The sequence below is a fragment of the Salegentibacter holothuriorum genome (assembly GCF_900168045.1).
Classification (GTDB): domain Bacteria; phylum Bacteroidota; class Bacteroidia; order Flavobacteriales; family Flavobacteriaceae; genus Salegentibacter; species Salegentibacter holothuriorum.
In genome coordinates this window covers 48,511-73,145 of sequence record NZ_FUYY01000007.1, presented here as the reverse complement: position 1 = coordinate 73,145, position 24,635 = coordinate 48,511, and the positions used below count along the sequence as shown (strand labels likewise).

19 protein-coding genes are annotated in these 24,635 nt (G+C 36.5%); 9 read left to right on the top strand and 10 right to left on the bottom strand.

Translation table 11 applies throughout. The annotated features are described in order from the left end of the window. Positions 1 to 524 precede the first annotated feature (524 nt). Entirely contained in the window at positions 525 to 1,409 is an 885-nt protein-coding gene (locus B5X51_RS13740; RefSeq protein ID WP_139374900.1) for a bile acid:sodium symporter family protein, read from the bottom strand. 197 nt (positions 1,410 to 1,606) lie between these two features. Between B5X51_RS13740 and galK the strand changes: the two genes are divergently transcribed. Both galK and B5X51_RS13730 read left to right on the top strand, forming a co-directional pair. Further along, a complete protein-coding gene (gene galK, locus B5X51_RS13735; RefSeq protein ID WP_317042114.1) occupies positions 1,607 to 2,770 on the top strand; it encodes a galactokinase in 1,164 nt (387 codons plus the stop codon). Between the two features lie 10 nt (positions 2,771 to 2,780). Further along, positions 2,781 to 3,821: a UDP-glucose--hexose-1-phosphate uridylyltransferase gene (locus B5X51_RS13730; protein WP_079721847.1), complete on the top strand. Its 1,041-nt coding sequence runs from the start codon at positions 2,781 to 2,783 to the stop codon at positions 3,819 to 3,821. Between the two features lie 154 nt (positions 3,822 to 3,975). On the opposite strand, the gene B5X51_RS13725 is transcribed toward B5X51_RS13730, so the two are convergent. Next, positions 3,976 to 4,728: a DUF5995 family protein gene (locus B5X51_RS13725; protein ID WP_079721767.1), complete on the bottom strand. Its 753-nt coding sequence runs from the start codon at positions 4,726 to 4,728 to the stop codon at positions 3,976 to 3,978. A 206-nt stretch (positions 4,729 to 4,934) separates the two neighbouring features. Between B5X51_RS13725 and B5X51_RS13720 the strand changes: the two genes are divergently transcribed. From B5X51_RS13720 to B5X51_RS13695, 5 genes are all read left to right on the top strand, one after another. Further along, positions 4,935 to 5,606, top strand: a complete 672-nt coding sequence (locus B5X51_RS13720) for a hypothetical protein (protein ID WP_079721766.1) — start codon at positions 4,935 to 4,937, stop codon at positions 5,604 to 5,606. Beyond that, on the top strand, positions 5,606 to 5,902 hold the full coding sequence (locus B5X51_RS13715; RefSeq protein ID WP_079721765.1) for a hypothetical protein: 297 nt from the start codon (positions 5,606 to 5,608) through the stop codon (positions 5,900 to 5,902). Before B5X51_RS13720 ends, B5X51_RS13715 begins: the two co-directional genes overlap by 1 nt. Before the next feature lies 1 nt (position 5,903). Then, on the top strand, positions 5,904 to 7,139 hold the full coding sequence (locus B5X51_RS13710) for a patatin-like phospholipase family protein (RefSeq protein WP_079721764.1): 1,236 nt from the start codon (positions 5,904 to 5,906) through the stop codon (positions 7,137 to 7,139). A 115-nt stretch (positions 7,140 to 7,254) separates the two neighbouring features. Further along, positions 7,255 to 8,766, top strand: a complete 1,512-nt coding sequence (locus tag B5X51_RS13705; RefSeq protein ID WP_079721763.1) for an amidohydrolase family protein — start codon at positions 7,255 to 7,257, stop codon at positions 8,764 to 8,766. Between the two features lie 628 nt (positions 8,767 to 9,394). Continuing rightward, positions 9,395 to 10,060 carry a response regulator gene (locus B5X51_RS13695; RefSeq protein ID WP_079721761.1) on the top strand — a complete coding sequence of 222 codons (666 nt, stop codon included), beginning with the start codon at positions 9,395 to 9,397 and terminating at the stop codon, positions 10,058 to 10,060. Positions 10,061 to 10,194: 134 nt separating this feature from the next. On the opposite strand, the gene B5X51_RS13690 is transcribed toward B5X51_RS13695, so the two are convergent. From B5X51_RS13690 to B5X51_RS13675, 4 genes are all read right to left on the bottom strand, one after another. Further along, the gene (locus tag B5X51_RS13690) at positions 10,195 to 11,358 is read right to left on the bottom strand and encodes an ABC transporter permease (RefSeq protein ID WP_079721760.1); all 1,164 of its coding nucleotides are present in this window, start codon (positions 11,356 to 11,358) and stop codon (positions 10,195 to 10,197) included. A 1-nt stretch (position 11,359) separates the two neighbouring features. Continuing rightward, on the bottom strand, positions 11,360 to 12,322 hold the full coding sequence (locus B5X51_RS13685; protein WP_079721759.1) for an HlyD family secretion protein: 963 nt from the start codon (positions 12,320 to 12,322) through the stop codon (positions 11,360 to 11,362). A gap of 18 nt (positions 12,323 to 12,340) precedes the next feature. Continuing rightward, a complete protein-coding gene (locus B5X51_RS13680; protein WP_079721758.1) occupies positions 12,341 to 13,708 on the bottom strand; it encodes a TolC family protein in 1,368 nt (455 codons plus the stop codon). A 74-nt stretch (positions 13,709 to 13,782) separates the two neighbouring features. Then, a complete protein-coding gene (locus B5X51_RS13675; RefSeq protein WP_079721757.1) occupies positions 13,783 to 14,361 on the bottom strand; it encodes a Crp/Fnr family transcriptional regulator in 579 nt (192 codons plus the stop codon). Positions 14,362 to 14,531: 170 nt separating this feature from the next. Between B5X51_RS13675 and B5X51_RS13670 the strand changes: the two genes are divergently transcribed. Beyond that, positions 14,532 to 14,909, top strand: a complete 378-nt coding sequence (locus B5X51_RS13670) for a PH domain-containing protein (protein ID WP_079721756.1) — start codon at positions 14,532 to 14,534, stop codon at positions 14,907 to 14,909. A 70-nt stretch (positions 14,910 to 14,979) separates the two neighbouring features. On the opposite strand, the gene B5X51_RS13665 is transcribed toward B5X51_RS13670, so the two are convergent. Beyond that, positions 14,980 to 15,273 carry a winged helix-turn-helix transcriptional regulator gene (locus tag B5X51_RS13665; protein WP_079721755.1) on the bottom strand — a complete coding sequence of 98 codons (294 nt, stop codon included), beginning with the start codon at positions 15,271 to 15,273 and terminating at the stop codon, positions 14,980 to 14,982. Between the two features lie 122 nt (positions 15,274 to 15,395). Here B5X51_RS13665 and B5X51_RS13660 point away from each other — a divergent pair, with 122 nt between their 5' ends. Continuing rightward, entirely contained in the window at positions 15,396 to 15,908 is a 513-nt protein-coding gene (locus tag B5X51_RS13660; RefSeq protein WP_079721754.1) for a VOC family protein, read from the top strand. Positions 15,909 to 16,043: 135 nt separating this feature from the next. Here B5X51_RS13660 and B5X51_RS13655 read toward each other — a convergent pair whose 3' ends face one another. From B5X51_RS13655 to B5X51_RS13645, 3 genes are all read right to left on the bottom strand, one after another. After that, positions 16,044 to 16,220, bottom strand: a complete 177-nt coding sequence (locus B5X51_RS13655; RefSeq protein ID WP_079721753.1) for a histone H1 — start codon at positions 16,218 to 16,220, stop codon at positions 16,044 to 16,046. 438 nt (positions 16,221 to 16,658) lie between these two features. Next, positions 16,659 to 17,537 carry an outer membrane beta-barrel protein gene (locus B5X51_RS13650; RefSeq protein WP_176132768.1) on the bottom strand — a complete coding sequence of 293 codons (879 nt, stop codon included), beginning with the start codon at positions 17,535 to 17,537 and terminating at the stop codon, positions 16,659 to 16,661. A 46-nt stretch (positions 17,538 to 17,583) separates the two neighbouring features. Further along, positions 17,584 to 24,552, bottom strand: a complete 6,969-nt coding sequence (locus tag B5X51_RS13645) for an HYR domain-containing protein (protein WP_079721751.1) — start codon at positions 24,550 to 24,552, stop codon at positions 17,584 to 17,586. Between the last annotated feature and the right edge of the window lie 83 nt (positions 24,553 to 24,635).

The following is a 24,635-nucleotide window of genomic DNA, read 5'->3' as shown; positions in this document are numbered from 1 at the left end:
AATCAAGTAATTTTCTATTATCACTTCTTAAATTAAAAATTGGGTATGTTTATATTATTTTATAGCGAATAACTCTTTTATTGTCATTTTATCATATATATTTTATTACACTCAACAATCAGAGTCTGAAGACTTTTTAAACGTTCTTTATTTAACAAAAACAAAAGAATACGAATTGTTTTATTTTGACAATCAACATCTTATATGATTTTTACGGAAACCCGTAAAATCTCAAGTAACAAAAGCATTAAATTTGTGACATATAAGAGCAAATAGATTTGTATTTGTACTTATTTAATTTGGCGATTAAATTATGCCGGTTGCAACAAGGCTAAACTGAGTAGGGTCTGTTTAGTTTTTACGTAGCCGGTATTTTTTATTTTACTCGATAATCGAAATTTAATGTTTCGAGGCTTGCCACAAGATAATTTACTCGATAATCGAGATTAAATGCTCCGAGGCTTGCCTCGAAATCAGATTATATTTTCCAATAACAATGCTTCGTGAGCTTGCTCCGAAGTTTTTTACTTTTCACTAATTTGCTTACCAAAATAATTTTTTAGAATCCACCCACCTACGAAGGTTGTAATTAAGGAAAAACTACTATAAAGAATAGCTACCAAACTAATATCCTTATCTTTTAATACCTGGCTTGCTATAAATAGTGCAAGCACACTATTTTGCAATCCCATTTCAATAGCAATAGTGTAAGCAAAGCTATGTTTGAGTTTTAGGTGCCTTCCAACAAAATACCCAACAATTATGCTCATAAAATTTAAGATAATTAGGGGAATCAAAAGATTAAGGTGTTTAAAGTATGCTACATTTTGCTGTGACTCATCAAAAAAGATAACCACAATAAAAGCCAGTAACATAATACTGGGTAAAATATACTGCAAAGCTTTATGAAGTTTATAGTCAAATTTATGTCCAAAGAATTCATTTAAAAGTATACCAGAAAGTACGGGCAGGATAACGGTTAATAAAATATCGCTCATAGTCTCCCCAAAGCTTAGGCTAAAAGAAAGTTCATCTTTTCCAAAAATCATAAAGCTAAATTGGACTATTAACGGAATACTAAATAAAATAAAAAAACTGTTGAATGCAGTTAAGGAAACCGAAAGAGCCACTCTTCCGCCAAGCATCTTGGTGACAAGATTTGAGGCTGTGCCTCCAGGGCAGGCTGCAAGCAACATAATTCCAATTTTGTACACGGGATCTATGGGCCAAAAATAAATTAAAAGAAAGGCTATAATAGGTAATAAAAAGAGCTGGGAAGCTAGACCGGTGAATATTGCACGGGGTTGAACAAAAACTTTTCTAAAATTTTTAAAATTAAGCTCCAATCCTATCCCAAACATAATTAAGGCGATAGAAAGAGGCATAAAAATATTGGCGAATTGCTGCATATCTTTCAAAAAAACAAGATAATATTTTTTAAATAGAGAATTTCCAGCGAAGATTAAAAAGATTCATCATTATCAAATGATAAATTTTAGTACCGTATCTAATAAGTCACTATAAAGAATTGAAAGATTTTAAATAATATAATTAACGTAAAATATACATTTATTATCTTTGGAATTATCTTAAAAAAAAATCACAATTGGAACAAGCAAATAACACCAGTAATATGCCCGAAGATTTTAAAAGTTTTAAGGCTGAAATAGAAGTAGCTTCTCCCGGAAGAATTAACTTAATTGGCGAACATACCGATTATAATCACGGTTTTGTGATGCCCACAGCTATAGACAAAAAAATTTATTTTAAATTCAGGAAAAATAGCAGCAGTAATTTAGGCCGTATTTATAGTGAAACCTTTGATGCCTATGTAGAATTTAATACTCAAAAGATTACAAAAAGCACCAATTCGTGGGAGAATTATTTACTGGGGGTTATTGATGAAATCCAGAAATTAGGCAAAAAACTTCAGGGTTTTGATTGTATTATGAAAAGTGAATTACCTATAGGAGCAGGAATTAGCTCCTCGGCAGCACTGGAATGTGGTTTCGCCGGAGGCTTAAATTCATTATTCAATTTAGAACTGACGCAAATGGACATTGTAAAACTTTCCCAGCGAGCAGAAAACAATTTTGTAGGAAGTAATTGCGGGATTATGGACCAATTTGCTTCCGTAATGAGCAAAAAAGATCATTTTATAAAACTTGACTGCGAATCCTTAGAATCAGAATTTATACCGGCTAAAATTAAACATTGTAAATTATTACTTTTAAACACCAATGTCTCCCATAACCTGGCCGATAGTGAGTATAACACAAGGAGAAAGGAGTGCGAGGATGCCGTAGCTATTATTCAGCAAAAATATAAAGAAGTAAAATCGCTTAGGCAGGTCTCTTTCAGTGTTCTGGAAGAATTTAGACAGGAAATTGGCGAAACAAGTTTTAAGCGATGTCAATATGTATTAGAAGAAAATGAACGTGTGCGCCAAACAGAGGAAGCTTTGCGCGATGGTAACCTTATAGCCCTTGGAGAATTAATGTATGCTTCTCACAGAGGTTTGCAACACCAATATGAAGTAAGCTGTCCTGAACTGGATTTTCTAGTCGATTTTTCTGAAGATAAAGCTTTTATTTATGGCTCCCGAATGATGGGTGGAGGTTTTGGTGGTTGCACAATAAACTTAATTGAAGCCGATAAAATTGATGCCTATTTTGAAGAAGTAAAAAAGGTTTATCAGGAAAAATTTAATATTACACCAACAGCAATAACTGTGGTGCCCGATGCAGGAACTCAAATTACTAAAGTTTAAAAGAAGAAAAATGAATACCGAAATAAACAAACATCCGCATAGACGCTATAATATTTTAACAGGTGAATGGATTCTAGTTTCGCCACACCGCACCAAAAGACCATGGCAGGGGAAAACCGAAAAAAATAGTAAGGAGGAGCGGGAAACTTACGATCCCTCTTGTTATTTATGTCCCGGAAACTCCAGGGCCGGTGGGGAAACCAATCCCAATTATGAAGGAGCACATTCTTTTGAAAATGATTTCCCTGCGCTATTGACCGAAGCTCCTGTAAAAGATTTTGAAAACGGACTTTTAAAGGCCGAAGCTGAAACAGGAATATGCAAAGTGGTTTGTTTTTCTCCAGATCACTCTCTAACCCTTCCCCTAATGGAAGTAAAAGATATTACTGAAGTGGTAGGCCTTTGGAAAAAGGAATACCTGGACCTGGGCAATAAAAACAATATAAATTACGTTCAAATTTTTGAAAATAAAGGTTCAATGATGGGATGTAGCAATCCGCATCCACACGGACAAATTTGGTCGCAAAAATCTATCCCGACAGAAATTTTAAAGAAATCGAAACACTTTAAAGACTATTGGAATGAAAATAAAAGCAGTTTGCTAGGTGATTATTTAAAGCAGGAATTAGAGCTAAATGAGCGTATTTTAGCGCAAAACGAACACTTTGTTGCCCTAATTCCATATTGGGCGGTTTGGCCTTACGAAACGATGATTATTCCAAGAAAGCATTACCAGCATATTGGACAGTTAAATACTGCAGAAGAAAAAGCTTTTGCTGAAATTATTAAAAAGCTCACCATAAAATATGACAATCTTTTTGAAACCTCTTTCCCTTATTCTTCAGGTATTCATCAAATTCCAACCGATGGTAAAGCATATCCAGAATGGCATTTTCATATGAGTTTTTATCCCCCGCTTTTAAGATCGGCTACGGTAAAGAAATTTATGGTAGGATATGAAATGTTTGCCGGCCCACAACGCGATATTACCGCAGAACAGGCTGCAAATAATCTAAATGAACTTTCTGACATCCATTACCTTAAGCAGTAAAATAAATAACGCTACATAACAAGTCTTATTAGCAAAAACAAAATTCAAACTCTCTTTTAAAAAGCCCTTTCATTCTTTGGAAGGGCTTTACTTTTGATTCGTACAAACGGATCTTAATTGTTGTGTTTAGACAGAGATTGAACTTGATTTCTTATCAGGTTGTAATTGTTTTAAGCTTACACATCTTACTTCTAACCGATCCTATCTCTCCCAGCCTTATAACCCCCAGCAAAAGACGTATCCCTGGTTTATGGTTTGTAATTATATCGGCAACTTTAGCTACCGCGATATCCCTTTCCTGCACACAATCTTTATATTCTTTTCCTTCCGGATTATGCAAAGTTTGGGCAAACCGCCAGGCGCCATCCCGTGCCAGTTGCATACTGAAATTTGTCATAAGGTTATCGAGCTGCCCGGTATGTTTTAAGATATACCAAAGCGGCGGCCAAATAGTTGCTAAATTAAGCTGAACCTCTTCCACCAAATCTGCTAAAATCTGATTAATCCTATAAAAGTCATCTTTTAATTTCCCGATATTTTTTCCTTCCGAAACTTTGGCCGCAGCTATTCCCAAGTCAAGATTTATATGCGCGTTCATACCTATTAATAGATGCTGAAAAGTAACAGGCCAAAAATTTGTAGCCAGGTCAAAGGCCTTTTGCCATGATTTTGTTACCGGTAATTTCTCTTTATGTTTATAGTAGGCAACAATATATCTTTCAGCAAAAACCACATCCAGCTGCTCCATTCTTCTTGCATCGTCAAAGTAGTCGTTTTCTATGGCTTCTTTTACTTTCCAGGTTACCCTACGGTACAAGACGGCAAAATAACCAAGTACATTATTCTCTTTTTCAGTCTCGTTTATAATTTCATCTAAGCTTTCTAAAACCTGGGATATGTTTTCCATAAAAACCGATTGGTTGGTTGGTTAAAATAAGCAAGATCATGTTTTTAAATTCAGCTAATTCATTGATTTTAGCAGCATTAACATTTAATAAAAACACAAGTCTATTCAATATTGGCGTAAAGATATTTATAAAAATGGTGATTTTTCCCCTATCTTTAAATAAGAAATTAAGATAATTTTATATACTTTTCTAATTTTTTATAACCATGAAAAAAATAATATTCAATCTTTATCTTATAATTATTGCATTATCCTCAATTTCTTGCGCCAACATACCCAGGGAGGCTCCTGTACTCTCACAACAGCTTAACACAGAGATTCAAGAACTGGAAAATTCGCACCTTAGTCTGGTTCATACCTTTTTCGAGCTAAAAAGGAAAAATGCCAAAGAATATATAAATACCGTATGGCTACCCTTATTTGCTGAAAACTATTTTAAGCAACAGGATATTAGCAATATGTGGGACCTGGTAGTTAATGAGGGGAGTTCTGAAGATAGGTTACAATTTATTCTGGCAACGGCCCCGGCATTACAACAGGAAATTAATTTGCAATATGAAACAATGATAGCCCCCCTGGATAAGTTAGAATATCAATTAGAAAAGGCACTTGAAGAAAAATACACGAATGCAAGGAGCATCAATAACACTGTCACTTCTTTTCTTTTTTCAGCCTCTAAAATTGATGAAAATCGGCAACGCTATCTAGACATGGTTGGTATTAGCGATGATAATATAAGCAGAACAATTAATAAGACAGCTTTGATCACTGAAAAAATGCTTAATACGGCAAACACCGTAGATAATGGGTACGAGGAGATTCAGGAAAACATTGAAAACTATAAAGAACAATTAAATTATATCCTAAATCAAATATAATGGGGAATAGCACTAAAATAGATTGGGAAGAATTTAGAAAAAAAGCTAAAAATGCAGCTTCAACGGCAGCAGCTGAAACCAACGAGGAATTAGCCGGCGAGATGTCATCGTTTACGCATCTTACCAAAAAAGAAATTCAGGAGATTTTCCCTGAAAAGAGTGAAATGGAAGATTTCTCAGAATTAATGGAAATTGTTAAATCCAGTACTACGCGCAACAACAAGCTCAACAAGATCGTAGCTAATTCTGAAAAGTTCAGTAAAGTTATGCTCTCTCTTTTGGACAAAATTATTTAGTATGGGAAAGAATAGATTTTTAGATAATCCGGAAGTACAAAAACTTGTTGAGGAAGCTATTTCTCTAAAAGAAAAGAATAAGTCCTATTCTGATATAGTAGATTCTGAAGGCAACCAATATGTAGACCTGGTACAGGAAGGAGGTGGCGTTTTAGGAATTGCTTTAGTAGGCTACACATATATTATGGAACAGGCGGGAATACGATTCTATAGTCTGGCAGGAACATCTGCAGGTTCTATAAACACCATATTGATGGCCGGAGTAGCCAAACCTGGAGAACCCACTTCAGAAAAAATAATAAATATAATAGGAGATAAGAATTTTTTCGATTTTGTAGATGGCCCTTCCGGAATTAAAAGATTGGTTCAGAAAAAGATAGAAAATAACAGCAGTATATTCTGGAATATTATATGGAATGCTCGCAAAATCTTTAAACTTCTAAAAAATAAATTAGGTATAAACCCCGGCAATCATTTTGAAGAATGGCTCACTGAAGCACTTAAAGAAAATGGCATTAACAGTTTAGCAGATTTGGATAAAAGAAGAGCTACTCTTCCAAAATTAAAGCACTTAACCAATACCACATACAAATTTAAAAAACCGGGATTAGCCATTATCACCTCCGAAATTACAACGCATAGCAAGGTAGAATTTCCAAAAATGCGAAAACTATATTGGCAGGAAGCTGAGAATATTCATCCCGCAAAATTTGTTCGGGCTTCTATGTCTATCCCTTTTTTCTTTTATCCGTTTACGGTAAAGAATATTCCAAACGCCGGTAAATTTAAAGACAAAAACTGGGTAGACCTTGTTAGTTATAGTGGCCCCGTGCCGGCGTCGGTAAAATTTGTAGACGGCGGAATGTTATCCAACTTTCCAATAAACACATTTCATATTCCAAGCGGAATGCAGCCTTCAAGACCAACGTTTGGAGTTAGGTTGAGTACTTATAGAGAATCTTATTCTAACACCAGTGGCACCTTTGGATACTGCGGGGCAATGATTAGTACCATGAGACAAATTCATGATTATGATTTTATTCTTAAAAACCCCGATTATGAAAAACTTATTTGCAGAATTGATGCAGACGAAGATTTTAATTGGCTAAACTTTGGAATGAAAGAAGAGCGACAACAGAAATTATTTCTTTTAGGAGCTAAAAAAGCCCTGGAATTTCTTCAAAAATTTGACTGGAAGGAATACAAAGAGATCCGTGCAAAAATTGGATGTGATTAAAAGGAGTTATTAGAAAGAGCTAAAGTTTAATGGAGGGTGGCATTAGTCCTAAAAATGAACACCAGCTTTTAGGAAAAATTAGAGTAACTGAAACTTAAATTAAAAACTTTGAATTATGGAATCGAATTTTATTGTAGATCTTCACTGCCACCCATCAATGAAACCATTTGCAAGATCTTTTGCCAAGACACCAGGTTTGCAATCAAGAAATCCCAGACACAAGCATTCCATCTGGTTTCATGATGCTCCCAGCCTATTTGATAAAATTAAAAATTATATCGCTACGCTTACCAATTTCGTTCAAAGTGACGGCACCAGTTTAAAGCGGGGCCGTGTTGCTGTGGTTTGCCTGTCGTTTTATCCCCAGGAAAAGCAGTTCTTTAAGAATAAACTTGGGAAAGAGCTAATTTCTGATGTGCTTACTATGCTGGCAACAGAATTTGGAAAAGAGCGTATAGACCATATTCAGGATTTAAAAAGTTACTGGGAAGATCTAAAATTGGAGATGAAATTTTTAAAGCAGGAATCAGGAAATAAAATAAACATAGACGGGCAAAAAGTATGTTATCTAATTTCCAATTCCTACGCTGACATAGAAATTGCCGAACGTAATAATGAACTGGGGGAATCAAAAATAATATTTATTCCTACCATAGAGGGAGGCCATGTTTTTGATCAGGTTATGAACCCCGGTGAAAGCTGGAACACCTATCCAGACGGAGTAAGTAAGAAAGAATTAAAAAGATTGGTAAAACGGGTTAAAGAATTAAGAAGGGAAGAAAACGGTTTGATTAGACCGGTTTTTATAACCCTGGCCCATCATTTTTGGAACGGACTATGTGGACATTCCCAAAGTTTAGGGGGTCTTGTTAAGTGTATTGTAGATCAGGATAATGGCATGAATAAAGGTCTTACTGAAGCCGGCAAAAGAGCCATCCGGGCTATGTTAGAAAAAGAAACAGATAAAAATGGGCATTTTGTGCCGCCTATATACGTAGATATAAAGCATATGAGTCGCAAATCCCGACTGGATTTTTTTGATTTTCTAAAGGAATTCGATGATCAAAATATTCCGATTATTGTTAGTCACGGTGGTGTTACCGGACTTTCAGAACCTGGAGGCACCAACCAAACCCCAGCTGCCCAGCAAGGTCTTTTTATGACTGATGATATTAATTTTTATGATGATGAATTAATTAAAATAGGTAACTCCAACGGGCTGTTCGGAATTCAATTGGACGAACGCCGCATTGGTTCTAAAGTAGTTTTAAGAGAAGCCCGTGGAAATATTAAACGAAGAGATATTCTCTATTCCTGGTCTAAACTAGTATGGAACCAGATAAGGCATATCGCCGAAACTTTAGATTTAAATAACCAGTTCGCCTGGGGTATCCAAGCCCTGGGAACAGATTTTGACGGAATTATTGACCCCATTAATGGATACTGGACTTCTCAGGAACTAAATAAACTCGATGATTATTTGCTGATGCATACTTATAATTATCTTAAAGAAGTTAAAGAACCCTGCCCTTTAAAACAGCCAAGAAATAAAGCAATTTCCGCAGAACAAATTGTGGAAAGGGTAACGACGAGCAATGCCTTAAATGTATTGTCTCGAATAATGTAAATATGTTTTAAAAAAAAAGCCTCTTCCCGAATGCACGGAAAAAAGCTTCTCATTGGTTAGCCAAAATCTTCACAACACAAGATTATTAGCTGGCTAACTACACATCCCGATAAGTCCGGGACAAACAACACAACTTAATTTTACTGTAAAAATCAACTTTCTGTAATTTTCACTAATCAGCTTAATCACCTATTTTTTTATTTCAAGGTTTTTAGAAACCTATCTTTTTATTAAATAAAAACACCTCCAAAAAAATATTTAAAACTTAAGCTATATGCCTTTTAGTTCTAGAAGAGGGCTGGCAAATATACAATTTCTTATTTCTATTAAACAAATAAAAAAGTGGCTTTCATCTAAACTTAGATTGATTATTATAGGAGAATTACCAGCGAAAATTATGATATTGATAGTTTTTCATCTGTTTTGCGTTTTAAACCGAGACAAAACTGCAAAAGGCTCCTATAAACCGTTTCTAGATTTAATTGATCTGGGCAAAAATCAAATAATAAAGTAGAAAAAAATAAAAATGCGGAAAACCGTATTTTTTCTATAGCCTGAAAAGCTATTTTTGAAATAGGAAAGGGTAATGGCTAAAATTTGTAGTGATTTCCCGTTATAAAAAGTTATAATGTTTAAAAAAGTTCTCGTTGCAGAAGATATGGATAGCATCAACCAGGCGGTATCCATAGTTTTAAAAGATCTAGGAATTACCAAAGTAGCGCATTCGCAATACTGCGACCAGGCGTGGCTAATGGCCAAAAAAGCCCTTCAGGATAAAAACCCTTTTGATCTACTTATTTGCGACCTTTCTTTTAAGCAAGATTTTAGGGATGAAAAGATAAAGTCTGGACAGGAACTTATTTCAATTCTAAAAAAAGAAGATCCAAATCTAAAAGTCATTGTCAATTCAATAGAAGACCATCCACAAACCGTTAAAGACCTCTGGACATCAGGCAATATAGATGCCTATGTTTGCAAAGACCGCAGCGGACTTAAAGACCTAAAGCAGGCCATAATAAGTTTAAGCAAAGGTTTGAATTACAATTCTCCTTCCATCGAAAAAGCACTTAAACAAAAAAATCTTCTAAGCTTAAATAATTTCGAAATCAGTATTGTACAATGTCTGTCTCATGGTTACACGCAGGAAGAAATAGAAAAGGAATTAAAAAGTAAGAATATTAAACCCAGCAGTAGAAGCGCTATAGAAAAACGTCTTAAAGAGTTACGGGAAGAGTTTAATGCCAACACCAATCCTCACCTTATTGGTATAATGAAAGACCTCAAGTTAATTTAAAAGATTAATCAAAATAAGCACTGTTAATTTCAAGTCCAGATCGGCTTAAAAGCGCAATCGGTTCTTAATTATTAAAAGCCTATTCCAGGTTTTATTAAGACCTGGAATAGGCTTTTTTTATTTAAATTCAATTTTCAACCAGCTATTCGTTTTTTGCTTTTATTGATCTTAAGCTGAAGTAAGAGTAACATAGCCACAAAGCTTATAAGTATAAGAATTAGCAACATTTTAATTTCAGGAAATATATCGGCCATATCACCTCCATAATAGGCTACCTTTCTAAAAGCAGCTAAGAAATGGGTAACCGGAATAGATTGAGCAATGCCATTTATAAATCCTGGTATAGCCAGACTTGGCCATGTAAATCCGCTTAAAACAAATGCCGGGGTAGAGATTACCATCAAGAGTTCTGTAGCCTTTAATTGGTTTGGAATCACCACCGAAAATAACATCCCAATCCCTATAGAAGCCAGGCTCAATAAACTAACCAATATAAGCATAGGTATATTAAAAATAGCTGCTTCTACATTAAAGAAAATGAAAAGTCTACTTACTACAAACCACATAACCGGAAGAAATAACAGAAAAGGAGTTGCTTTTAAAGCGATAAGATACCAGGATGATTTATTCTTTTGGACCAGGCTTTTAAAATAGCCATCTTCAAAATCACGAGAGAACACTAACGCCATTGCCAAAAAAATCACCTGTTGCATAATAGCCCCTAAAAGTCCCGGCAGCATAAAACTTAAATAGTTGCCTGTAGAATTATAGAGTTTATTGAAATTCACCTTAAAACTCTCATAACTTGCTCTTGCCTGAGCTGGCGATGCACCCTGTTTCTGAAGGCTTTCTATCTCTATTCCGGCATTAAGAGTCATCAACACTTGCTGAATGTTCTTACTGGCAGTATTTGCATTAAGAATATTGGCCATATTAAGATCTACCCTTACTTCAGGATATCTTTTTTGAAGAATATCTCCCTCAAATCCAGAAGGCAAAGTCACTACAGCTGCATACTGCTCTACCGGCATTTCTTCCAGAATATCGCCGGGAGTATACCTTCGGTCTTTTACCAGCAGTGCTTCATTATCTTCAAAAGCATCAATAATGGCATTAGATAACGGGCTGTTGTCCTGATCTACTATAACAATGGGTAAATCTACCACTTTTGCCTGTTGGTATACATACCCAAACAAAACCCCATAAAGTATCGGTGCACCAAAAAAGATGGCACAAAGCACAGAGTTGGAGAAAATTCGTTTGAATTCTATTTTTAATAAGTCGAAAAACTCTTTCATACTAATAGTCTTTTAATAGAATAGTAGCATTGGCATAAAAATTACTTCCCGAAATATCTGAAGTTGGGCTCACTTTAAGTTCATAGACAGATTCCGAAAGGTCATATAATGGGGCGGTACTTGTAATATCTGCATATTGAGGCAGCTGTTTTATACGTACTATCTTTCCTTTAAATTGTTCCTCTGTATATGGGTTTACCAGGTTTAGTTCATCTCCTTTCTTAAAATCGTAGATGCTGGATTCATTTATAGTGAATCTAAAGTAAAGGCTGCTTTTTTTATACCCGTTAATCAGGGTATAACCCGGACTTAACAATTCTCCTTCCACAAGACTAATGGTTTCAATGCTCATATTGGCAGGAGCAATAAGGTACATTTCATCTGAGGCTGTTAACACCTCTTCCCTGGCACCACGCGCCCTATCTAATTGCCCTTGCGCCTGGTCTATCTTTTCTGTTCTGGCTCTTTTCCCGGCCTCCTGGCGTTTGGCTTCCACAGCACTTACCTGAGCATTGGCCATCTTTAACTTCATTTTTACCTCATCGAGTTGCTGGAGACTTACCAGGGAATCTTTATACATGTTATAAAGCCTATTGTAGGATTCCTGCGCAAAGGACTGTTCTGCTTTTGCCGCATTCAACTTTCCTTCTATCTGAATTAATTGCTCCTCTGTTGCCCCCATATTAGCCATGTTAAGCTGCCCTTTAGCAGCCTTCATAGCTCCTTGGGCCTGTAACATTTTCGCATTAATTTCGGGGATATCCAGAAACGCCAGGGTATCACCTTTGCGTACCTCATCTCCTTCGGCTACAAACAACTTATTAACGCGTCCCGCAAGCTTACTGCTTACTGAAATAGTTTCGAATTTCACTTTTCCTCTCACCGGAGAAATTTCCTCCTGATTATTGCAAGATGCAAGGCTTAAAAGACCAAGCAGTATAAAACCAATTTTAATGTTTTTCATATCTTTTTTGTGATGTATTTAGTAATTAAGTATTCCTTTTGCGTGCATAAGTGTAGTGGCAGCTGTGCTTTGATCAAAATAAGATTCCTGAAGTTTAAAGTTTGCACTTTCCAGGTCTCTTAAACCATCCAGCACTTCGCTTATTGAAGCCAGGTTATTTCTATGCTGTTTCTTTAGCATTTCAAAAGTCGCTTCTGCCAGTTCAATCTCTTTATGTGCAATTCTTGTATTTTGAAGTGCAGCCTCATAAGACATTTGTGCCTTCACAATACTTAGGGAGATCATCTCCTCAGCTTCCTTAATTTGTTCCTGATATTTTTGCGCCTCCAGTTGTGATTTTCTACTCTTTAATACACTTTTCCCACCATCAAAAACATTCCATTTAATGCCAACCCCAACATACCATTGCGGATCAAGCAGCGAGAGATCATCTTCCAGGAATTCATAATGGCCTTTCAATGCCAGCTTCGGGATAAAATTGCTTTTTTCCATTTTAGATTTGTAGGTTACAGCTTTTTCGGCCTCTTCCAATGCCTGTATTTCTGCCCTCTTTTCAGCTGCACTTCCGGTAGAAGAAATAGCACTTAGTTGGGGAGAAAGCGAACGCAAAACTTCTTTATTTTCACCGGTGATTTGGTGTAGCACCTCAACAAGCAAGCGCTTGTTCTGCTTAAATTCAAGCTGTTTTCCTTCTAGTTGCTGTTGAGCCAACTCGATCTTTTTCCGACTTATAGGAGTAGCAAGACCATTTTCTATTGCCTTCTTAACAAAGCGTTCCTGATCCCGAAGCTGATCTTCTGAAGCAGCCAGCACCTCTTGAGAGGCATTTACCAAAGCTAGTTTGTTGTAAGTTTCAATAAGGTTTAGGACTATCTTGTCCTTTTCGGCCTCACCGGCATAACTTAGAGATGCTTCTTTATGTTTTCCCGCTTTACGGGCATTTGTCGCTTCAAATCCGCTGAAAAGCACCCAATCTACATCTACCGAAGACTTTAAAATATTTTTATTCTGAAGATTATTTGCCGGCTGGAGTGGGATATTCTCTGGAAAAGCAGCATTAAAAGGAAGTCCTGCAGCTTCCTTGATAAGCAATTTCTGAGTAGACATCAATAGCTTTTGGGTATCCTCATCAAAAGTTATGTCGTCATTAAGCCTGGTATAGCTTCCATTTAAAGTGATCTCTGGCAGAAACACCGCTTTGGCTTGTTTTTGATCTATCCTGGCCTGTTCGCCTTCCAATCGGTTGATATTCAACCCATGGTTCTTTTCAAGAGCTTTTTGGATAAGCATATCCAGGACCGGATCTATCTGGGAAAAGCCAATGGCCGGAATAAGGCCGGTAAGCAAAACGCATAGCAACTTTGTTTTTAGTAATCTCATTTTCATTACACCAATTTATTATTAGTGCAAATTTCATTACTAAAAGAAAGCTTTCCTTTGACCTATGTCAAATAGTGGAATTAGATTTTTTTTGAAGTATCACCACGCCGAATTCGGCTTAAGGTTTCTTGAGTCATTCCCAGGTAGGAAGCAATTGAACCTAAAGGCACTCTGCTTGAGATATAAGGAAATTCAGTAAGCATATAATCGTAACGTTCCCTGGCGGTCTGGAATTGAACGGCATTTAATTTATTTACTACCCGGGTAAGCATTTCGGTAGATAACAGTCTCCCTAGTTTTTCCATATTGTGGTATCGGGCAAACAGCAAATCGAGGTTTTCTCTTGTTATGCTATAAAGAACAGATTCTTCAAGCACTTCCAAATAATAAAGACTTGGGGTTTGCTGAAAAAAACTTTCTATACTGGACATAAATTTTCCTTCTATAAAAAACCATTGTGTAACTTCTTTACCATCTTCCTTTAAATAATAACTTCTTCCCACGCCTTTTTTCACAAAATAGAGCTTAGTACACACCTGCCCTTCCCTGACCAAAGTATTGTTCTTTGAAATATTTTCCCGTTCAAAATGAGCCGTGATATCTGCTAATTCTTCAGGAGTAAAAGGAACAATATTCTTAAGAAAATCAATGAGGTTCATAAGCGGGTTTTTAGTTCTTTAGGCCTTAAAAGTAAACAATTACGAATTTTTTATTAGAAAAAGAGGTCAATAACATTTTACCTCTGTAATTATGTAATAAGTAGCACTGAAAAAACCTATCGCAATTAATTCTAAAATACTGCTATCTTTAGGGATCAAATACTTCAAATATGAGTTTGCTAAATAAAATTATGGGAAATGCAGGCAGTATTTCCAAAGAACAATTAGATGAAAAGTATGGTCGGTTACTTACGGAATCAGAAGAAATAGAACTGGGATTTTCCCTGCTTCGTGATATTTTTATGTTCACCAATAAGCGTCTCATTCTAATAGATATTCAAGGATTGACAGGAAAAAAACAGGAATATCTTTCCCTGCCTTACCGCCATATTTCTCGTTTTTCCCTGGAAACTGCCGGCACCTTTGATCTTGATGCCGAACTTAAGATCTGGATATCTAGCGAGAATGCTCCAAGCGTAAGTAAAAAGTTCAATAAAAGCATAGATATTTATGCGGTACAACGTTACCTGGCAGAGAAGGTTATTTAATTTTCAGATTTTCTTTTTGAGCTGATAAATATGAAAATATAATTTCTAATAGTAACTAGAGAGAAGACATTTATTTTCCCCAGGCATCCATACTTCTTAATATAGCTTCCAGAGATTTCCCCTTAGTTGTTAATTCATATTCCACTTTTGGAGGAACAACCGGAAATACCTGCCTGCCTATAAGTTTATCGTTTTCTAATTCCCGTACTGTTTGGGTAAACATCTTATTGGAAATTTCGGGAATTTTCTTCTGTAACACTCCAGAGCGAAGAGGGCCTTCGAGAAGATGAAACAAAACTAAAGGTTTCCATTTTGTGCCTATTAGGTTCATTGTGTAATTAAGAGGACAGTAAATTTTAGTCATTTTAAAATTTCAAATATCTGATTATGAGCATTTAACCCTTTTAGTTACCTATATCACTTTTAGGTAACTTATTGTTTTACAGTCAAATATAATCTTAATTTGCACTGTAAAATTAAATAATGATGAAAAAACAAGAAACTTATCCAAAATCATTCTCCCATATTGGGATAACCGTGCCCAATATAAAAGAAGCTGTTCGTTTTTACTCGGAAGTAATGGGATGGTATATTATTATGAAACCTTCTACTGTAAAAAAAGAAAGAGATACAGCAATTGGCCAAATGTGTATTGATGTTTTTGGTGAAGATTGGAAAGAATTTGAGATCGCTCATATGTCTACATCTGATGGAATTGGAATTGAGTTATTTTCTTTTCCCCACGGCATCAAAAAAGCGCCTGAATTTAATCCTTTTAATACCGGCCTTTTTCACTTTTGCGTGCAAGACCCGGATATAGAACATTTAGTTGACAAAATAATTTCTTTTGGCGGCAAACAACGAATGCCAATCAGGGAATATTATCCCAATAATAAACCCTATAAAATGTGTTATGTTGAAGATCCTTTTGGGATTGTTTTCGAAATCTATACCCACAGCTACGAATTGACTTACTCCTCTGGTGCTTATTCAGAATAAGTCTAGAAGATCTTAACAAAAAATGGCTCCTTCCCTAAAAAAATAGCTGGATGGTGCCATTTTTTCCTATCCTGGAATATAAGCTGCTTCAAAATTAGAAGTAAAAAAGGCTGCCTTATCAGACAGCCTTATACTTTACTTTTTAGATTCAGCAACTGAAACTTTACGGAATTCTTTTAAAAGTTTTTCCAACTCTAAAGAAGACTTTCTAGCTCTGGTTCCGGCGCTTTTATTTCCGCTTTCTAATTGAGCGTTAGCTTCTGTTTGGAAATTTTCAAAAGTAGTCTGGATGTTTTCAACAAGTTCTTTCATTATAATAGTTTTAAAAATTAAAACGCTAAAATAGCAGAATAATGCAGCGTACCCCTAAGTTTTTGAATATTTCTTATAAACAACCCGCAGCAAAACATATAAATTAGGATTGATTTAAAGATAGACTGCTTTTTTTTACATAATTATAACAATTAGGAACAACACAATACTTTCTGATTTAAAATAATTAAAGTAATATTTCAACTCACATTCAAGTTTTGAGATTGGTTCAATTAATATTTAAAAGAGATCAATCATTTATTTAAAACGCCTTTTGAAAAAAGAACTCGACAAATAAAAGCAATACTCCTTATTCTGTCTTAACTTACTCGATAAGCGATATTTAAATGCTCCGAAGCTTCCCTCTAACATTTCTTTAAAAAAACAAAAAGCCCTCTCATAAGGTGAAAGGGCTTTATTAGCATTAAAATTTTAATTTTAGAATTGAAATGCATACTGAATTTTGAGACCAAAGGCCAGAGTCCGGACTTCATCTAAATCCTGTATTTCACGGGCCGACAACAAGCTACTAAAAGCAAAATCTGTAGGGGCCTGGGCATTATAATGAACAAGCCTGTTCCCTGAAGTATTGGGCTTAATATCATTTAATCCGTAATCCAGAAAAAGCCCCATATAAAGCGACCTATCGTTCTCCAGCATAAATTTTACACCGCTTTCCAAATGAGCCACAAAATTTGTTTTTAGGTCGAGTTCAGATTTAGAATTACTTACAGCTTTAAATTCACCAAAACCTGCAAATGTAGGGCTGGTGAGCTCCACGTCATACTGTGAATAATATCCGCTGGTTTCTAGTGAACCGGCCGAACTTTGGTACTCTGAATTTAAAACTAAACCTGCTTTAAGACCGGCAGCTGCATAAAATCTGGTCGTACCAAGCGATTCGTATTGAACCTGAAGAGGTATATTTAAAAAGTAAACCTCCTGGTTTTCTGAAAAATTTGTAGCTGCATATCTAAATTCAAAGGCATCTGCCTCAGAATCCTGGGTCATATACGCTCCTTGTGCAGTAGGCACAAAAATAGACCCTTCCATAAACTGAAATTCTGCACCTGTTCCCAGGCTCCAGTTTTCAGTTAGGTAATAGGAATATTTGGCCCCAAAGCCGAAACCATTTTCCAATTTACTACTCTCTCCTAAAGCTTCATAATTAAGCTTAGAAAAAGAGCCCTGTAGGTAAAAGGAAACTTCGTTATTAGATTGGGCAAATGTCGCCATATTAGCACTAAGTAAACTTAGTGCTAATATGAGACCTAAAGTAACTTTATTAGTTACGTTGTTTATATTGTTATTTCTCATATTTATTTTGATCATTAAAGTAAATTTCAATTAGCATATAACTGTCCTATTTTACTATGAATTTGAGTGACTTCTGAATATTCTTAGTTTCAATTTTAAGAATGTACACTCCTATCTGAAGATTATAAGGCAAAGTAATGCTTGTATTTTTACGATTCGATTTCATTTGTTGGATAAGGCTACCGTTAAGATTATGTATCGATAGGTGCATGGTCTCAAGCTCTTCTTCAGGGAAATCGGTTAAAAGCTCCATCGTTCCTCCAGAATTAACCGGATTTGGTGCTAATGCAACATTTAGAGAGCTTTTTAACTGAACTGAAGAAATACAAGTTCTTAAAACTTCGCCATCTTCGGTTTCCAAAACCACGTAGTAAGAAGCATCAGCGTCTAATTGATCATTGGCATTGTTTCCTACAGAAAAGTATTGACCATTACCAATAACGGAACCATTTTTATACCAACGGAAACTCACAAACTTGTATCCGCCGTTGGTTTCAGGGTTGTTGTTAACCAGTAATACATTATTAAACTTCTGGATTACAATATCCTCGAAATTGAAATTCTTCTCTATTAGTATATTATAAGTAGTACTCACATTTCCATCCCCCGAAGTTACTACAACCGTTCTTCTATAAATCCCGGGAGTTGGCGTGTTCACAGTAAAGATATTTTGGCTGTCTATGGTTGAACCTTGATTTTGTTCAAGTTCAATTTGAACCTCATTTTCTGAACTTCCACAACCAATTAGATAGTAAATATCAACATTAGGATCATTATAAGTAGTACCATTAATACTCGCGTTAACCAATCGGGCTTCACTACCGCTTATAGTTAGGGTTCTTACCACATTAGTGGCCGCCTCGTAGTTTTGGTTTCCTTCCTGCGTGGCCGTAATGGTAATTTGTCCACCACCTAGAATTCGTACAAAACCTCTTGGGCCAACTGTAGCTGCCGGGTTTTCTGATTCATAAGTGTAAGAATACATTACCGGTAAACCTGAAGTAGAACTTCCATTTAGCTGAAAATGTTCATCTGATAATTGATTTCTATCTTCAAGTTCATCGAAGGTGATGCTTTGTGATGCTTTATTAATAAGCATAGTGGCAGTCAATATCAGATCCTCATATCCGGGTTTGCTAACTTTTGCTGTAACCACGTAAGTTCCGGCATTTGTTTGCCCATTATTGGTGTACTCTACCGTAGCACCCTCTGGAAGTCCAGATACAAATATACTGTGCTCTGTGCCGTCATAAACAAAAGCCTCAGTGTTATCATCAAAACTTACTCCGGTAAATTCTGCTTTTTCAATCACTAAAGTTACCTCTTTTGAGGTCCCGAAGTAATTTTCAGTTTCAACTGAATTCACGGTAATTTCATAAGTTCCTGGTTCAGTAAATCCTTTTTGAGGCGAATAACTCAATTCGGTTTCTGAATGATTTAGGCTTGCTACTACATTCTTAACAGTACCATCATAAATAAAAGTCTGAACAGCATCTGCGCTTATTTCTGCCTGAGCTTTTGCAATCGTAAGTGTGGCAGTCAATTGAGTATCTGGACAAGTTTCAGTTCCCGAAAAGAGATTTGCCGTTACCGTATAAACCCCTGCATTTATAGCTCCGTTTTGAATTCCTGTTTCTGGAACAATAGAATACTCAACAGAGGCGGCTTCAGGAAGGTTTTTAACTTCAAGGCTATGGGTATCTCCATTATACTCAAAACTTGCGTCATCAAATGTTACCCCATTTAATGGTGAAGGTTCTACAATTACATTTTGCGTCTGTGTAGTTGAATTTCCATTTCCATCGTCAAAATTCCAGGTAATAACATAAGATCCTATTTCGTTGTATGTTAGCGCATCTGAAGTTGTCGCAGTTAATTCTGAACAATTATCTATAGCTGTTGGAGCGGTAATCTTTCCAGGGAAAACTTCACATTTTACAATTATATCTTCAAGATTAGCTATATTAGGAATAGGAGCGATATTATCTTCTACCGTTACGGTTGCCGTGGCAATCGTTTCATTTTGATTGTTGTCCACAACGGTCAGGGTCACTGTGTTTTCACCAACATCTTTACACCCAAATTCGGTAACATCCAAACTTAAGCTAGCAATACCACAGGCATCGTTAGAGCCATTATCAATATCGGTAGGAGCGATAGTAGCTGTACCATTTGCATCAAGTTGTACGGTGATGTCTTTGGTTAAAGTAACCGGAGCCACATTATCTTCCACAGTTACCGTTGCAGTGGCTGAAGATTGATTTCCGTTAACATCGGTTACCATTAGGGTAACTGTCACAGGATTATCTACATCAGCACAATCAAAGCTGGTAATATCCAAACTCTTCGTATCGATCTCACAATTATCGGAAGAACCATTATCAATAGCTTCAGGAGTAATTGAAGCTACTCCATTGGCATCAAGCTGAACCGTGATAGGTTGAGTTTCAACTATAGGAGCTACATTGTCTTCCACAGTTACCATAGCAGTTGCTGAAGATTCATTACCGTTTACATCGGTTACCGTTAAGGTAACTGTTACCGGATTATCTACATCAGCACAGTCAAAGCTGGTAATATCCAAACTCATCGTGTCGATATCACAATTATCGGAAGAACCGTTATCAATATCTGCTGGAGTAATTGAAGCTACGCCATTGGCATCAAGCTGAACCGTAATAGATTGAGTTTCAACTAAAGGATCTATATTGTCTTCCACAATAACCGTGGCAGTTGCTGAAGATTCATTCCCATTCACATCTAGCACCGTTAAAGTAACTGTTACAGGAGTAGCTACATCAGCACAGCTAAATTCAGTGATATCCAAACTCATCGTATCGATATCACAATTATCGGAAGAACCGTTATCGATATCTGCTGGAGTAATTGAAGCTACTCCGTTGGCATCAAGCTGAACCGTGATAGGTTGAGTTTCCACTATAGGAGCTACATTGTCTTCCACAGTTACCACAGCGGTCGCGGAAGATTCATTACCGTTAACATCAATTACCGTTAAGGTAACTGTTACCGGATTATCTACATCAGCACAATCAAAGCTGGTAATATCCAAACTCATCGTGTCGATCTCACAATTATCGGAAGAACCATTATCAATATCTTCAGGAGTAATTGAAGCTACTCCATTGGCATCAAGTTGAACCGTAATAGGTTGAGTTTCCACTATTGGAGCTACATTGTCTTCCACACTTACCACAGCGGTCGCTGAAGATTCATTACCGTTTACATCAATTACCGTTAGGGTGACTGTTACAGGATTATCTACATCAGCACAGTCAAAGCTGGTAATATCCAAACTCATCGTGTCGATTTCACAATTATCGGAAGAACCGTTATCGATATCTTCTGGAGTAATTGAAGCTACTCCGTTGGCATCAAGCTGAACCGTAATAGATTGAGTTTCAACCATAGGATCTATATTGTCTTCCACAGTAACCGTGGCAGTTGCTGAAGATTCATTCCCATTCACATCTAGTACCGTTAAAGTAACTGTTACAGGAGTAGCTACATCAGCACAGCTAAATTCAGTGATATCCAAACTCATCGTATCGATATCACAATTATCGGAAGAACCGTTATCGATATCTGCTGGAGTAATTGAAGCTACTCCGTTGGCATCAAGCTGAACCGTGATAGGTTGAGTTTCCACTATAGGCAAAGTATTATCTTCAACATTTATAGCAAAGCTTGTGGTACTTGTATTACCAGCATAATCCATCACTATATAAGAATTAACTGTTTCCCCTATTGGAAATTCGTCGCTTAATGGGATTCCAGAAGTTTGTTGAGCTGGCAGATTAGGAGTCACCCCTGGAGCCTCCACTTGGACTACTAAATTTCCAATCTCTGTACCATAATGTCCTGCCCAAAATTCAGCATCTTTACCGCCATGCTCTATAAATATATATCGCACATCGGAACCATAATTATTAAAGGTTCGGTTAACCGATTGCCAATCACTATTTGCGGTCAAGGTTCCAGAATTAAAGGCTTCAATCACATTACCATCTTTATCTCTTAATTCCACTCTAAAAAAGTAAGTGTCACTAAAATTTGGCCAAATACCACGATATTCCTCTGAAATAGATATTTCTGGCTCACTATCCAGTAGTGCTCTATCATATCCCTGGGCCATTAAATCAATAACCTGAGATTTCTTTCCAAGACTATATGACGTTCTGAAAGCATTACCATTTACGGTCCAACCATTACCACCATTTTGCGTGATATTCCATCCTGTTAGGCCACCAGCTGCATTTCCGTTATAAGCTATATTTCCCGTAGTTGCACAGTTATCCTGAGTTGTAAATCGTAGATCTATGTAAGCTCCACACATTTCAGGGTCAGAGTCAAAAACTAATTGTGAAGGTTCCAGTATTTCGGGTGAAATATTATCCTCAACTATTACTTGAGCGGTTCCGGAAGACTTGTTATCGTATAAATCAGTTACAGTAAGCGTTACCAGGTTTTGCCCCACATTCTCACACCCTAATTCGGTAATATCAAGACTCATGCTTCCAATTTCACAGTTATCTGAAGAGCCATTGTCGATTAATTCTGGTGTGATAGTTGCATTTCCCTGAGCATCAAGCTGAACTACAATATTCTGAGTAAGCACAACAGGAGATACATTATCTATTGCAGTAAAATTGAAAACTTCAGTTGACGATGCATTTTTAGAATCAGTAACTGTAATAGTAATTTCTGAAGTTGCCTGGATCCCTTCAACAGGAACTATGGTCACATCATAATTAGTTCCATTATGTGCAACACTAATATTAGCATCAGACACTAAGCTTTGATTATCTGAAGTAGCTGCTACATTTAGGTTTTGATGGGTGTCTTCAACATCTGTTATGTCAACAGTAAAACTATATGATTCTGAAGGACAGTTCTCAATATCTGCTATCTCAGAAATTTGAGGAGGTGTATTCAATTCTACTGTCTTAACGCCTGAATATTCAAAGCAAGATTCATCTCCGGCAAGACCACCGTATTCTACAATGTAGCCCATACTATTGCCTCCATTCAAGTCATTCCATAAACCACCATTTTGATAATATATCTGAAGAGCGTGCTCCGAACCACCAGAGTTGTTAGGCTCTGCAGCATTCCAGTTCGCAAACTGACCAATTAAACTTTGAGAACCATTTGAAAATTGGGTTCCGGCTTCGGGTCCCGTAATCCAATGCCATTTTCCTTCCGCTTCAGTTTGATTATTGTAAAGTGTATTGCCTGCTGCTGAATTGATTTCAGAAAAACTATCTGATCCACCTATCCAACCGTCACCCGATAGTTTAGTGCGAATAAATTCGTTTTCTGTAGCTGAAGTAGCTGTTGCTAGATAGCCCTGCAGACCATTTAGGGTTTTTGTTGCCGCATCTGCCTTGGCCTGGCTCCAGGTAAATGATCCACTTACATATTCGTAATAATGATTATTATCTGAGTTAGATACTCCTGCTCCAATATTAAAGATTATTTCCCGCTGTAGCGTACTACCACCAGTAGTACTGAACTGAACATTCTGAAAAATATCCTGTAGCTCTTGTGGAGTGATGGTTCCAGAAATTGTTAAAACTCCGGTTGATGGATTATAACTACTATTTACACCTGAAGGTAAAGTAAAACCTGTGGGTAATCCCAAAACATCTCCCGACTGAAAGTTATCATTTATAGAAATGATAGCTCCATCAACATTATCCGTTAAATTGATTAGTAAGCCTGCATCAACTACAGCAAAGTCCTGTGATGTAGTAAATATAGTATTACCCTCACTTGGCTCGACTAGAGGATCTGGTTCTTCTATAGTGATACTCGTATTCTCGGTTGTTTGATTTCCAGAAGGATCTTCTACCGTCACAGCTATTTGTTGAGTTCCTATATCAGCGCAACTAAAGCTAAAATTAGCCGGAGAAACAGTATAAGTACAATTATCATTTACAGAAGTAATAAAATCTGTAGCAGGAACTGTTAACCCATTGATAGAAGTAAGTTTTTTTGTTAGAGTTTGTAGGCTGAGTGTTGGAAACTCATTATCAGTAACTTTTACTGTAAAGGAGTTTGACGTACTATTCGTCCCATCAGAAACCTTGTAAGTTACTGTGGTTTGTCCCACAGGGAAAGTAGCACCACTTGCAAAGCCATTCTCTAAAGTAATCGTAGGGTTAGCTTCGCAATTATCGGTAGCTTGAGGAGAATTGTAATTCACCACTGCCCCGCACACCCCAGCGTCCACATTCACCATAATATTGGTTGGAAAACTTGTAAAGGTTGGAGCATCGTCATCACTAACATTCACCTGAAAAGTTTCGGAACTTGTATTTCTGGAGGGTTGACCGGTATTATCAGTAGCGGTTACCGTTACTGTTGTACTACCTAAACCAAACTCATAAGTTTGTGGGTCAATATTAACGCCTGACACAGAATATGTTACGTTCGGATTATCATCACAATTATCTACAATGGAAACATTCGAAAATGTACCTGCAATATATTTACAGTTCTGCTGGTTTGTACCAACATCAAGGTTATTTGCTGTTATTGTTGGGGCAGATTGATCGCTAAATGTTTTTGTAATGGAATAACCAAATAATCCATTAGTACAAGCTTCCATTGTTTCCGCTGGTGGTCCCTCAACGAAAGTAATAGTAACTTCTTCGTTACATTTGGCAGGGTAAAAATCATAATACACCCATTCGTTATATGTATTCGCTTGCCCTGGACATTGAACTCGGTTATTTACCGTTCCCTGGACCGGCAAATTATTAAATGAAGTCTCATTATAATAACCAGATCCTGAAATTTGTTCATTACCATTTCCTTGATTTACAATAATATAATATCTCCCCAAAGAATTATCATTAACACTACCGTGCCAATGTTCTAACCAAAAACGTATGGTACCATCATCGCGAAGTTCCCAGAAGGTTTGAACTGTATGCGCAGAGCTGGTTATAGTTATTAGCATAAAAGCAATAAATAGTAAAAGTTTCTTCATAAAAGTGTAGATTAAGGATAGTTATAAATTGTATCGTGACCAACTACGCGGTTCTTAAATTGGTTTTATAACAGTCCTTTTAA